The sequence below is a fragment of the Rhodanobacter caeni genome (assembly GCF_039523575.1).
Lineage (GTDB): Bacteria > Pseudomonadota > Gammaproteobacteria > Xanthomonadales > Rhodanobacteraceae > Rhodanobacter > Rhodanobacter caeni.
In genome coordinates this window covers 103,634-116,151 of sequence record NZ_BAAAFO010000003.1, presented here as the reverse complement: position 1 = coordinate 116,151, position 12,518 = coordinate 103,634, and the positions used below count along the sequence as shown (strand labels likewise).

At 68.4% G+C, this 12,518-nt stretch carries 9 protein-coding genes; 4 read left to right on the top strand and 5 right to left on the bottom strand.

Annotated features, from left to right (window positions below; translation table 11 throughout):
• Nucleotides 1-14: 14 nt before the first annotated feature.
• The 5 genes from ABD017_RS09200 to ABD017_RS09180 all read right to left on the bottom strand — a co-directional run bounded on the left by ABD017_RS09200 (nucleotide 15) and on the right by ABD017_RS09180 (nucleotide 5,875).
• Entirely contained in the window at nucleotides 15-1,340 is a 1,326-nt protein-coding gene (locus tag ABD017_RS09200; RefSeq protein WP_343882440.1) for an APC family permease, read from the bottom strand.
• Between the two features lie 217 nt (nucleotides 1,341-1,557).
• On the bottom strand, nucleotides 1,558-2,448 hold the full coding sequence (locus ABD017_RS09195; RefSeq protein ID WP_343882438.1) for a PhzF family phenazine biosynthesis protein: 891 nt from the start codon (nucleotides 2,446-2,448) through the stop codon (nucleotides 1,558-1,560).
• Between the two features lie 76 nt (nucleotides 2,449-2,524).
• A complete protein-coding gene (locus ABD017_RS09190) occupies nucleotides 2,525-4,159 on the bottom strand; it encodes a methyl-accepting chemotaxis protein (RefSeq protein WP_343882437.1) in 1,635 nt (544 codons plus the stop codon).
• 68 nt (nucleotides 4,160-4,227) lie between these two features.
• The gene (locus ABD017_RS09185; protein WP_343882435.1) at nucleotides 4,228-4,656 is read right to left on the bottom strand and encodes a phosphate ABC transporter substrate-binding protein; all 429 of its coding nucleotides are present in this window, start codon (nucleotides 4,654-4,656) and stop codon (nucleotides 4,228-4,230) included.
• A 10-nt stretch (nucleotides 4,657-4,666) separates the two neighbouring features.
• Entirely contained in the window at nucleotides 4,667-5,875 is a 1,209-nt protein-coding gene (locus ABD017_RS09180; RefSeq protein WP_343882433.1) for a hypothetical protein, read from the bottom strand.
• A 244-nt stretch (nucleotides 5,876-6,119) separates the two neighbouring features.
• Between ABD017_RS09180 and ABD017_RS09175 the strand changes: the two genes are divergently transcribed.
• The 4 genes from ABD017_RS09175 (at nucleotide 6,120) to murL (ending at nucleotide 12,448) form a co-directional block, all read left to right on the top strand.
• Nucleotides 6,120-7,637, top strand: coding sequence for a fumarate hydratase (locus tag ABD017_RS09175; protein ID WP_343882431.1), 1,518 nt, complete (start codon nucleotides 6,120-6,122; stop codon nucleotides 7,635-7,637).
• A 324-nt stretch (nucleotides 7,638-7,961) separates the two neighbouring features.
• On the top strand, nucleotides 7,962-10,589 hold the full coding sequence (locus ABD017_RS09170; RefSeq protein WP_343882429.1) for a bifunctional aspartate kinase/diaminopimelate decarboxylase: 2,628 nt from the start codon (nucleotides 7,962-7,964) through the stop codon (nucleotides 10,587-10,589).
• Between the two features lie 78 nt (nucleotides 10,590-10,667).
• The gene (locus ABD017_RS09165) at nucleotides 10,668-11,072 is read left to right on the top strand and encodes an endonuclease domain-containing protein (RefSeq protein WP_343882427.1); all 405 of its coding nucleotides are present in this window, start codon (nucleotides 10,668-10,670) and stop codon (nucleotides 11,070-11,072) included.
• Complete coding sequence (gene murL, locus ABD017_RS09160; protein ID WP_343882425.1) at nucleotides 11,069-12,448, top strand: UDP-N-acetyl-alpha-D-muramoyl-L-alanyl-L-glutamate epimerase; 1,380 nt, start codon at nucleotides 11,069-11,071, stop codon at nucleotides 12,446-12,448. The genes ABD017_RS09165 and murL overlap by 4 nt, the downstream gene beginning before the upstream one ends.
• Nucleotides 12,449-12,518: the final 70 nt, after the last annotated feature.

Below are 12,518 nucleotides of genomic sequence, written 5' to 3'. Positions count from 1 at the left end.
TCCACGCTCCCGATTCAGGGTGCCGCGCGGCTGAACAGCCGGCGCCAGAGCACGTACACCGGTGCGCCGGCCAGCATGATCAGCGCACCGATGCCGGCATTGCGCGGGTTGTCGCGCATGGTCATCACCACCACCCACGCCACGATGCCGATGAACAGCAGCGGCAGCCACGGATAGCACGGCACACGGAAGCTGGCCGTGGCGCCGTCGCGGCGGCGATACCAGAACAGCGTGGCCACGCCCGCGGCGCAGGCCAGCCAGTCGCCGAATGTGGCGTAATCCAGCAGCTGGCCGTAGCTGCCCGACAGCGCCAGCACGATCGCCCAGCCGGACAACAGCAGCAGCGCCGTGTTGGGCGTGCGGTAGCGCGGATGCAGCCGCGCCACCGCGCGGAAGAACAGGCCATCCTCGCCCATCACCTGCAGCACGCGCGCACCGGCCACCAGGGTGATGTTGCAGAAGCCCAGGGTGGAGATCGCCACGCCCAGCGCGATCACTTTCGCGCCCGCCGGCCCCAGCACGCGCTGCATCACGTCGGCCGCCGGCGCCGTGCTGGCGGCCAGCCCGTCGTGTCCCAGCACGGCGAGATACGCCACGTTGACCAGCACGTAGGCCACGATCACCAGCGCCATGCCCAGGGTCAGCGCGCGCGGCAGCGTGCGTTGCGGATCGCGCACCTCGCCGGCGAGATTGTTGAGATAGGTGAAGCCGGAATAGGCGAACAGCACCGGCAACGCCGCGCCAACAAAGCCCACGCCGTGGCGTGCCGGGTCGACCGCCAGCACATGGCTGTGACCGGCGCCGGCAAGGAACAGCCCGCACACCACCAGCGCCGCCACCGCCAGCAGTTTCAGTATGGAAAACAGGTTCTGTACCTGCGCGCCGAGCCGCAGGCCGAACAGGTTCAGCCCGGCCACGAACACCAGCGCGCCCACCGTCAACGGCAGCGACCACGTCGGCGGCAGCCCGAACAGCGACGCGGTGTAGCTGGCGAAGATCGTGGCCACCGCCGCGCTGGAGCCGGAGTAGATCACCAGCAGCATGGTCCAGCCAAACAGAAAGCCGGCCAGCGGCCCGAACGCCTCGCGCAGGTACACATAGGTGCCGCCGGCATGCGGGCGACGCGCACCCAGCTCGGCGTAGCACAGCGCGCCGATCAGGGTCAGCACGCCCGCGCCGGCCCAGACCAGCAGCAGCGCCAGCCCCGACCCGGTGCGCTGCGCCGCCACGCCCGGGCTGAGGAAGATGCCGCCGCCGATGATGCCGCCGACCACGATCAGGGCGGCATCCCAGGGCCGCAGGCTGCGGTCATAGGTTCGGGGCGGGGAAGGTGCGGACATGCGATCGATCACGAAAGGGGTGGGCCAGCATGGCGGCCGTCAACGCGCGCGGCAAGCCGCGCCTTGCTCCCTCCCCTGCTCGCCCTAAAGGGACTTCCTTCGGTCGCAGGGGAGGGCTGGGGAGGGTTCGCTTTTAGCCATGGCATCAAAAGCGACCCCTTCCCAACCTCCCCCTGTTGCACAGGGGGAAGGGTGCCATCACGTCGCATCCGGTCTTTCAACGCAATGGCGGCAACTGCAACTCGCCGCGCACGCCGATCACGCAGTGGCCGCCGATCGTGATCGCGCCGCTGGCTTCATCGCGCGCCACGTCCACGTAGCCGTCGCGGCCGACCTCGCGGCCCTGGCTGGCGCGATAGCGCAGGCCGTAGCCGTCGCGATCGCCGCGCGCGGCCAGCCACGCCATGATTGCGGCGTTGGCGCTGCCGGTGACCGGGTCTTCCGGGATGCCGTCGGCCGGGCAGAACGCGCGCACGGCCATTGCCGCCTCGCCGGAGGACTCGCGCCCGAACACACCGACGCCGACCGCCTGCTGCGCCAGGCAGACAGCGGCGAGTGCCTGCATGTCAGGCTGCGCGGTGCGGACGCTGGCCGCCTCCCCGAGGTTGCACAGGATCCAGTGCGGGCCGTTGTCGGCATGAGTGGCCTGGAGGGGCGCAAGGTCGACGTGCAACGCCGCGGCGAGGCGGGCGCACAGCGCCTCGTCAATCGCGTTCAGCCGCGCCGGCGGTGCCTGCACGTGGATGCTTCGCGCCGCGCCGTGTCCCATCACCTGCACCGGCAGCAGGCCCGCCGCGCACTCCTGGATCAGCGCGCGCTTGGCGCCATCGACCAGGCCCGATTCGATCGCCACATAGGCGCTGCCCACGCTGGGATGGCCGGCGAACGGCAGCTCCTGCCGCGGGGTGAAAATGCGCACGCGATAGTCCGCCTGCGGCTGGGTGGGCGGCAGCAGGAAGGCGGTTTCGGACAGGTTGGTCCAGCGTGCGATCTGCTGCATGGTGCCGGCGTCGAGCGCGGCACCATCGAGCACGACGGCCAGCGGATTGCCCGCAAACAGGTGGCTGGAGAAAACGTCCAGTTGCAGGAAAGGCAGCGGGCTTGGCATGCGCAGGCGATCAACGGGGAAAAGGATTGCCACCATGCGCCGGCATGCCGGCGCTGGCAAGGTGGAATCCCGCGGCCTAGAACTCCCGCCAGCCACCGTCGCCGGCAGCGGCCAGGGCGAGGGCCGGACGCGGCACGGGCGGTGCGGGGCGCGCAGCTTCCTCGGCCGGCACGGCCTCCTCGACCTCCTCGGCAAGCGCATCGGCCAACTTGAAGAACGCCACCTGGCGGATCAGCAGCGCCGCCTGTTCCTGCATGCCGCGGCTGGCGGCCGAGGCTTGCTCGACCAGAGCTGCGTTCTGCTGGGTGCTTTCGTCCATGGCGGTGACGGTATGGCTGACCTGGTCGATACCGGCGGCCTGTTGCTGGCTGGCGGCGGCGATCTCGGCCACGGTGTCGGAAACTTTTTTCACGCTGCCGATGATGTTGGCCAGCGTGTGGCCGGAGCGCTCCACCAGCTCGCTGCCCACCTCCACCTTGGCCAGGCTGTCGCCGATCAGGCCCTTGATTTCGCGCGCCGCATCGGCCGAGCGCTGCGCCAGGCTGCGCACCTCGCCGGCCACCACGGCGAAGCCGCGGCCCTGTTCGCCCGCGCGGGCGGCTTCCACCGCCGCGTTGAGCGCCAGCAGGTTGGTCTGGAAGGCGATCTCGTTGATCAGGCCCAGGATGTCGGCAATGCGCCGGCTGGAGGCGCTGATCGCCTGCATTGCGTCGTTGGCATCGGCCATCACCCGGCCGCCGTCCTCGGCATCGACGCCCGCGCTGCGGGCCAGCTGGTCGGCGCGATTGGCGTTGTCGGCGTTCTGCTTGACCGAGGAGGTCATCTGCTCCATCGACGCGGCGGTCTGCTGCAGCGCCGCGGCCTGGTTCTGCGTGCGGCGCGACAGGTCGTCGTTGCCCTTGGCGATCTGCGCCGAGGCCTCGCCCACGTCCTGTGCCACGCGCCGGATCGAATCGACGATGCCGGACAGCTGGCCCGCCATGGCCTGCAGCTTGCCCAGCACCGAGCGCGCATCCGCCTCGCCCTCGTCCTGCCGCGGCTGCAGGTCGCCGGCCGCGATGCGCTCGACGATCGTGCGCAACTGCTCGGGTTCGGCACCCAGGTCACGGGCCACCGCGCGCAGCAGCAGCCAGGCGCCCAGCACCAGCACCAGCAGCACGGCCACGCCGGACACGGCGTTGGCGGTCGTCAACCGCTGCACGCCCAGGCGCGATGCGCCGAGACGATCCTCCACGCCTTGCCGCGCGGCTTTCATCTCGCGCTCCAGCAGCGTCGACAGCGCCTGTTGCGATGCCTGCATCGCCGCCACCTTGGCGGCGGTGTCGCCCTGTGCATCGAGCATGCTGCCGGCCGCATCCAGCGCGGCCGCCACATAGCGGTCGTACGCCTTGCCCACGGCCTTCGCGTTGGCCTTGTGGCCTTCCAGCGTGGCCAACGCGCGCACCGCGCCGGTGGCTTCGGTGGCGGTCGTGCGCACGTCGTCCAGCTTGCTCTTGTCGCCTTCGGCCACCGCGCTCTGGGTGGTCTGGGTGGTGCGCTTGACCAGTTCGTCGAGGCGGCTGATGCCTTCCAGATAGGGGTAGTCGACCGCGCCCAGCGTGGCGACGGTGGCGGCAGTGCGCTGGGCGACCGTGGCACTCACCAGCCAGCCGGTGCCGAACAGCACGAAGGTGATCGCCGGCAGCAGCAGAATGCGCGTCTTGAATTTCATGGTTTTCTCGGTTTCATGGATTCCGCCCGCCGCGGTCCGGCAGGGTCACGGGGCGGCGGGCGGACGGATCACGGCAGCTTGAAGACCGGCTTGACCGATCCGTCGAGCGCGCTGCTGTCGATGTAGCCCACGGCCGCCGGGTCGGCGGCGACGGCCTTGACCACGGCCGCGTCGTTGGCCACTTCATGCGGCGGCAAGACGCGGCCGCTGAACACCAGTCGCGACCATACCGACTTGACCTGGCTGGCCGACTTGCCGGTGGCGCCCAGGTAGAACTTCTCGCGGCCGGGGTTGGTTTCGGCCAGGTCATACAACTTGGCGCTGCCGCCACCGGGGACGGACGAGGTCTTGCCCAGGTAGAGCGCGGCGACGTCGGCCTTGGTGAGGCTTTTAACCGGGCTCTTGGCGCTCATGATCACGATCGTGCCGGCGAAGGCCTGCGTGCAGGCGAACGCCAGGATCCCGGCCAGGATGCCGTTGCGGAGAATGCGATGCATGGGGGAATCCTCAGAATACGAAGTCGACGACGGCGGAGTACACGTTCACGGCGCTACCGTCGAAACCCGGTGCCACCGCGCTGAACGTGCCGCCGTGGCGGGACGGCCGCACATGGTCGACCTGGGCCTTGAACGCGACGTTGCTGCGCAGATCCACCTTCAGCCCCAGCGAGGCGGTGTGCTGGCTGTTGCCAGCGGCCAGTTGATCCAGACCCATCGACAGCGGAATCAGCGGGCCGTAGGGCGGCACGTCATTGCGGGCGCGCTGGTCGTCCCGGTCGTAACCGGCGTAGGTGAAGTAGGGCATCCACTTGCCGAGGCGATAGCCGAAGGTGCCGTACCAGCCGGTGGCGCGGCCGATCATCTTCGAGCCCGAACGCAGCTGTGCGTACTCGCCGGTCAGCAGGATGTTGTCCGCATCCCAGGTGGCGCCCACGCTGCTGAAGGTGGTGCGCGCGTTGTCCGGTTCAAACGCGTCGGCGGTCTGCCCGAATCCGGCCTGGCGCAGGCCGTCGAACAGCGCGTTGGTGCCCTCGGACAGGTAGGTCACCTTGCTGGTGCTGAGGCCGCCGCGCACGCGCAGGCTGCCGATTTCGTAGGTGAGGTAGGCGCCGGTGAGCTGGTTGCTCTTGACGCGCGAGGTGTGCTCGCTGTCGTACGGCATGGGCGAGGAGACATGGCCGGCCAGCACCTGTGCGCTGAGGAAGCCGTCGCCGACGCCATGGGACCAGACCACGTCCGCACCCTCGTAGCTGTCGAGGCTGGCGAGGTTGTAGACCTCCAGCGGAGCGCGCACCCACGGGTTGGCGTAACCGACGTAGCGATAGTCGGAGACGAGATAGGCGGGCAGGCTCAGGCGGCCCAGCCGCACGGCCACACTGTCGCTGACCTTGTAGCGCAGGAACGCCCACTGCACCTGCGGCATGGACTTGCCCTCGGCGTTCTGCATCGCGATCGCCTGCACGGTGGCGCTCAGGGCCGGAGTGAAGGACAGATCCAACTGGCCGCCAAGGCGGGAATCGACCAGGCCGGAGCCGTTCTGGCGCGCGCCCTTGAGCTGACCGGGGTTGGTGAACAACACATCGTCGGTATCGGTGGCGGCATAGCCGACCGTGCCGAAGCCTGAGAAGCGGTAGTTGAAGCCATCTTCGGCGTGCGCGGCCGAGGCAGCCGCGAGCGACAACGCCAGCGTCGCGGCGAGGATTTTCTTGGGGGACATGGTTTTTCTCGGGGAATGCGGAGTGGGGAAGCTCCGCTCGGGATCAGCTAACGGCGGGCGCAGCGCGGACTTGAGTGGCCCACGCGGGTTGCGGCGTTTTGCCGCGCGAGCAGGGCGGCCGGTTTGCGCCGCCGGCGTCCGTGCGCAGACCCGGGTCGCGCTTGCGGCACAATAGGCGGCTGGCGCGTGCCGAACCTGCGCTCCTGAGTGCGGCACGCCTTTCCCCGTCGATCAAAAACCGCCCATGACCACCATCAAGCAAGAAGACCTGATCCAGTCCGTCGCCGACGCCCTGCAGTACATCAGCTATTACCACCCCGTCGATTACATCAAGGCGCTCGCCGCCGCCTACGAGCGCGAGGAAAGCCCTGCCGCGAAGGATGCGATGGCGCAGATCCTGATCAACTCGCGCATGGCCGCCGAAGGCCACCGGCCGCTGTGCCAGGACACCGGCATCGTCACCGTGTTCCTGAAAGTGGGCATGAACGTGCGCTGGGACGACGCCACCATGTCGCTGGAGGACATGGCCAACGAAGGCGTGCGCCGCGCGTACATGGACCCGGACAACAAGCTGCGCGCCAGCGTGCTGGCCGACCCGGCCGGCAAGCGCATCAACACGAAGGACAACACGCCCTCGGTGGTCAACATGTCGATCGTGCCGGGCGACACGGTCGAGGTGATCGTGGCGGCGAAAGGCGGCGGCTCCGAGGCGAAATCGAAATTCGCCATGCTCAACCCGTCCGACTCGATCGTCGACTGGGTGCTCAAGACCGTGCCCACCATGGGCGCCGGCTGGTGCCCGCCGGGCATGCTCGGCATCGGCATCGGCGGCACCGCGGAGAAGGCGATGCTGATGGCGAAGGAGTCGCTGATGGAGGCCATCGACATCCAGGAGCTGATCGCGCGCGGCCCGGCCAATCGCGCCGAGGAACTGCGCATCGAGCTGTTCGAGAAGGTCAACGCGCTGGGCATCGGCGCGCAGGGCCTGGGCGGCCTCACCACGGTGCTCGACGTCAAGGTGAAGGATTTCCCCACCCACGCGGCGAACCTGCCGGTGGCGATGATCCCCAACTGCGCCGCCACCCGCCACGCGCACTTCGTGCTGGACGGCAGCGGTCCGGTGATGCTCGATCCGCCGTCGCTGGAAGACTGGCCCAAGCTCACCTACGACGCCTCGAAAGGCCGTCGCGTGAATCTGGATACGGTGACGAAGGAAGACGTGGCCAGCTGGAAACCCGGCGAGACCCTGCTGCTCAGCGGCAAGCTGCTCACCGGCCGCGACGCCGCGCACAAGCGCATGGTCGAGATGTTGAACAAGGGCGAGCCGCTGCCGGTGGATTTCAAGGGCCGCTTCATCTACTACGTCGGCCCGGTCGACCCGGTGCGCGAGGAAGTGGTCGGCCCCGCCGGCCCCACCACCGCCACGCGCATGGACAAGTTCACCGAGCAGGTGCTGGCGCAGACCGGCCTGCTGGGCATGGTTGGCAAGGCCGAGCGCGGCCCCGCCGCGATCGAGGCGATCAGGAAGCACCAGTCGGTGTACCTGATGGCGGTAGGCGGCGCGGCGTACCTGGTGTCGAAAGCGATCAAGGCGTCGCGCGTGGTCGGTTTTGCCGATCTCGGCATGGAGGCGATCTACGAGTTCACCGTGGAAGACATGCCGGTGACGGTGGCGGTGGATTCGGGCGGCAGCTCGGTGCACCAGACCGGGCCGCGGGAGTGGCAGGCACGGATCGGGAAAATCCCCGTCTTTGTTCAATAAATCAGTGCGCGCAGCGCACGCGTTCGCCTCCTCCCCCCGTGGGGGAGGATTGAGGAGGGGAGCGCCGGGCCGCCTCAGCTACCCATCGAAGCTTGAGTATCGCCGCCTCATCTCCCCGCTCCGCCCGTACCCCCATCCGTCGCTACGCGCCACCTTCCCCCGGAGGGGGAAGGGTTCAACAGGTAGCCACGCCATTGCTTTGGACGTCCAAACGGGTTGCCGTTCCCCGCCTGTTCATTCATTATGACGCGTTGCAACACCGATGCCGGCGCAGCATGACGCGCCAACGAGACCTCCTTCTTCCTCCCACGACGGCGACTGACCGTGACCGCTTCCGTTTCCCAACCCTTGCCCCCCAACGCCCCCTGGATCGTGATGAAGTTCGGCGGTACCAGCGTGGCGACGCTGCCGCGCTGGCAGAACATCCGCGAACTGGTGGCCAGCCGCCGTGCCGAAGGCGCGCGCGTTCTGGTTGTCGTTTCCGCGCTGTCCGGCATTACCGACGCGCTGAAACAACTGTGCGCGCAGGGCGACAAGGGCAAACGGATCGAGGCGGCCGCGGCGATCAAACAGCGCCACCACGAGCTGCTGGCGCAAATGGAGCTGGCGCCGTCGGAGGCCTTGCTGGCGCGGCTGGACGACCTGGCGCAGCTGGCCGAGGACGGTCCGCGCGTGCTGGGCGAACTGGCCTGGCAGGCGCAGGTGCAGGCGCACGGAGAGTTGCTGTCCAGCACGCTGGGTGCCGCGTTCCTGAGCGCCACCGGCTTGTTCACGCAATGGCTGGATGCGCGCGACTTTCTCGCCGCCGTGGCACTGCCCAACCAGAACGAGCGCACGCGGCTGCTCTCGGCGATGGTCGAGGCGCGCCCGGACCCGACCCTGCCGCCGCGCCTGGCGCCCCTGGGCGAGGTGTTCATCACGCAGGGTTTCATCGCGCGCGAGAGTCGCGACGACGGCGTGGCCGGGCGCACGGTCCTGCTGGGCCGGGGCGGTTCCGATACCTCGGCGGCGTACTTCGGCGCCCTGCTGAAGGCGTTGCGCGTCGAAACCTGGACCGACGTGGCCGGCATGTTCACCGCCAACCCGCGCCAGGTCACCGGCGCGCGACTGCTGCAGCGGCTGGATTACGAGGAGGCGCAGGAAATCGCCTCCACCGGCGCCAAGGTGCTGCACCCGCGCTGCCTGTCGCCGCTGCGCGAGCCGCGCGTGCCGCTGTTGATCAAGGACACCAACCGGCCCGAACTGGAAGGCACGGTGATCGGCCCGGAGGTGCGCGAGCACGCGCCCAGCATCAAGGCGATCAGCGCGCGCAAGGGCATCACCCTGATCTCGATGGAGTCGGTGGGCATGTGGCAGGAGGTGGGTTTCCTGGCCGACGTGTTCGCCTATTTCAAGCAGCACGGCCTGTCGGTGGATCTGATCGGCTCGGCCGAAACCAACGTCACCGTGTCGCTGGACCCGGCGGAAAACCTGCTCGATTCCGACGCCATCGCCGCGCTGGCCACCGACCTGGCCAAGGTGTGCCGGGTCAAGGTGATCGCGCCCTGCGCCGCGATCTCGCTGGTGGGCCGCGGCATGCGTTCGATCCTGCACACGCTCTCCGGTGTGCTGGCGGAGTTCGGCCAGTTGCGCGTGCACCTGATCTCGCAATCGTCCAACAACCTCAACCTCACCTTCGTGGTGGACGAGGAAGTGGTCGATGCGCTGGTGCCGCACCTGCACGACCTGCTGATCGGCGCGGGCGCGTTGCGCACCGACGACAGCGCACTGTTCGGCCCCAGCTGGGAAGCGCTCTATGGCCGCGGCGACGTGGCGCCCGCCGCCGCGTCGTGGTGGCGCACCGACGAGCGGCAGCAGTTGCTGGACATCGCCGCAAAAGGCACGCCGCGCTATGTCTACCATCTGCCCACCGTGCGCCAGCAGGCGCGCGAGCTGAAAAAGCTGGCGGCGGTGGACCGGCTGCACTATGCGGTGAAAGCCAACACGCACCCGGCGATCCTGGGCGCGCTGGCCGAAGAGGGTTTCGGCTTCGAGTGCGTTTCCCCGGGCGAGTTGCGCGCGGTCATTGCCGCGGTGCCGGCATCCGCGCCGCTGCTGTTCACCCCCAACTTCGCCCCGCGCGAGGACTACGAATTCGCGCTGACCACCCGCGCCACCGTGTCGCTGGATGCGTTGCATCCGCTGCAGTACTGGGGCGAGCTGTTCCGCGACCGCGAGATCGTGCTGCGCGTGGATCTGGGCCGCGGCCTGGGTCATCACGAAAAGGTGCGCACCGGCGGCAGCGGCAGCAAGTTCGGCCTGCCGGTGGACCAGCTCGACAGCTTCCTGCGCCTGGCCGACGCGCATGGCGTGGTCGTGCGCGGGCTGCATGCGCACCTGGGCTCGGGCATTCTCGACGACACCCATTGGGGCGAGGTCTACGGCCAGCTGGCCAGCCTGGCCGAGCGCATCGGCAGCGTCAGCTTCATCGACATCGGCGGCGGCCTGGGCGTGCCCTCGCATCCGGGTGAGGCAGCGCTGGACATTGCCGGGCTGGACCGCGTGCTGCGCGAGGTGAAGACGGCTTATCCGCATTACCAGCTGTGGATGGAGCCGGGCCGTTACCTGGTGGCCGACGCCGGCGTGCTGCTGGCGCGCACCACCCAGCAGAAGGGCAAGGGCGCGTTCCGCTACCTGGGCATCGACACCGGCATGAACAGCCTGATCCGCCCCGCGCTGTACGACGCCTGGCACCAGATCGTCAACCTCACCCAGCTCGACCAGCCGGCCACCGCGCTGTACCAGGTGGTGGGCCCGATCTGCGAAAGCGGCGACGTGCTGGGCACCGACCGCCGCCTGCCCGAGGCCAACGAGGGCGACGTGATGCTGATCGCCCAGGTGGGCGCGTACGGCAAGGTGATGTCCTCGCCGTACAACCTGCGCGACGAGGCGGAAGAGGTGGTGATCGCTTGATCCCCCTCTCCCCTCTGGGGAGAGGGTCGGGGTGAGGGGCCACGCCGCCGTGAATCCCCAACGAAGGAGCGTTCAAGGATGAAGCGTCTCAACGTGGATCGCGCGCGCAAGCTCCGTCGCACGATGACCGACGCGGAACAGTTGTTGTGGCGATACCTGCGTAACCGCCACTTGTCGGGCTGGAAATTCCGACGGCAACACGAAGTAGGCCAATACATCGTCGATTTCGTCTGCGCGGAGGCCTTGTTGATCATTGAGCTGGATGGTGGACAACACGCTGAGCAAGTGGATTACGACGAGCATCGGACGCAGTATTTGCAATCCATGGGTTACCGCGTGCTGCGTTTCTGGAACAATGATGTGTTGGCCAATATCGAGAGCGTGCTTGAGGTGATTCTGGAGGCCGTGGCAAGCCCGGCCCCTCACCCCAGCCCTCTCCCCACAGGGGAGAGGGAGCCAGGCATGCCGGAGAGTGAAGAGTGACAACGACAATCCAACCGCGCCTGACCCAGGTTTTCCGCTTCGTGCGGGCCAGCTACGCCGATGGCGTGGCCGAGCTGGCGTATGCGTTCGACGATGGCCAGGAGCTGGTCGAGCGGATCAGTTTTCCGGATGCGCCGGCCGTTCCCGCCGCCCGCGCCGCCGCGTTCGATACGGCGCTGAAGCTGCTGCATCTGGTCGCCGGCATCAGCTACTACAAGGCTGGCGTGCCGCCGAAGATCGAGCTGGCCGACGGTCCGCTCGATGACGCCACCGCCGACCTGCTCGACACCTTGTACCTGCACGGCCTGGCCGAGTTCGCCTACCGCAACGGCCTGGACCTGCGCGGCCGCATAAATTTCCCGCGCGCCACGCCCCCCTCTCCCGCTGGCGGGAGAGGGGCCGGGGGAGAGGGTGCGGGCAGTGCCCCAACGCTGGGCCTGCCCAAAAACACCCTCGTCCCCATCGGCGGCGGCAAGGATTCGCTGGTGGCGGTGGAGGCGATCAAGTCCATCGGCGGCGACGCCACCGCCGTATGGGTGGGCAATTCGCCATTGATCGCCGCCTGCGCCGAGCGCACCGGCCTGCCTGTGCTGAACATCCAGCGCGAACTGGCGCCAGGCCTGTTCGAGCTGAACCGGCTGGGTGCGTGGAACGGCCACATCCCGGTCACTGCGGTGAATTCGGCGATCCTGGCCGTGGCGGCCGTGCTGTACGGCCACGATTCCATCGCATTCGCCAACGAGCGCTCCGCCTCGGTGGCCACGCTGGAATATGAAGGCCAGCAGGTGAATCACCAGTGGAGCAAGGGCTACCTGTTCGAGAGCTTGCTCAACGACTGGCTGCATAGCCATGTCGCCGCGGACCTCGACTACTGCTCGCTGCTGCGCCCGTACTCCGAGCTGGCGATCACCCGTGCGTTCGCCAAGCTGACGCCGTATTTCGACGTGTTCTCCAGCTGCAACCGCAACTTCAAGATCCTCGGCCCCAAACCCGCCGACCGCTGGTGCGGGCAGTGCCCGAAGTGCCACTTCGTGTTCCTGGCGCTGGCGCCGTTCCTGCCCAAGCCGCGGCTGCTGTCGATCTTCGGCCGCAACCTGCTGGATGACGAGGCGCAGGCGGCCGGCTTCGATGCGCTGCTGGAATACCAGGACCACAAACCGTTCGAATGCGTGGGCGAGGGCGCCGAGGCGCGCGCCGCGATGTACGCGCTGAGCCAGCGACCGGAATGGCAGGAAGATGCCCTGGTCGCCCGCTTCAGCAACGCCATCCTGCCCCAGCTCGATGCCTCGCAGCTGGCGCTGGAACCCTGGCTGCAGCCGCTGGGCGAGCATCGCGTCCCGGCCCGGTTGCAACCGGCGCTGGCGACAATCGGTTGACCGATTCGCGCACCCGATACTCCTGTAGGAGCGACTTCAGTCGCGATGCTCTTGTTTTGGGGGCAAAAAG

Bases quoted from the DNA above. Each gene is read 5' to 3' on its own strand.
- ABD017_RS09200 (WP_343882440.1), bottom strand. From the start codon at position 1,340: ATGTCCGCACCTTCCCCGCCCCGAACCTATGACCGCAGCCTGCGGCCC.
- ABD017_RS09165 (WP_343882427.1), top strand. From the start codon at position 10,668: ATGAAGCGTCTCAACGTGGATCGCGCGCGCAAGCTCCGTCGCACGATG.
- ABD017_RS09195 (WP_343882438.1), bottom strand. From the start codon at position 2,448: ATGCCAAGCCCGCTGCCTTTCCTGCAACTGGACGTTTTCTCCAGCCAC.
- ABD017_RS09185 (WP_343882435.1), bottom strand. From the start codon at position 4,656: ATGCATCGCATTCTCCGCAACGGCATCCTGGCCGGGATCCTGGCGTTC.
- ABD017_RS09190 (WP_343882437.1), bottom strand. From the start codon at position 4,159: ATGAAATTCAAGACGCGCATTCTGCTGCTGCCGGCGATCACCTTCGTG.
- ABD017_RS09180 (WP_343882433.1), bottom strand. From the start codon at position 5,875: ATGTCCCCCAAGAAAATCCTCGCCGCGACGCTGGCGTTGTCGCTCGCG.
- ABD017_RS09175 (WP_343882431.1), top strand. From the start codon at position 6,120: ATGACCACCATCAAGCAAGAAGACCTGATCCAGTCCGTCGCCGACGCC.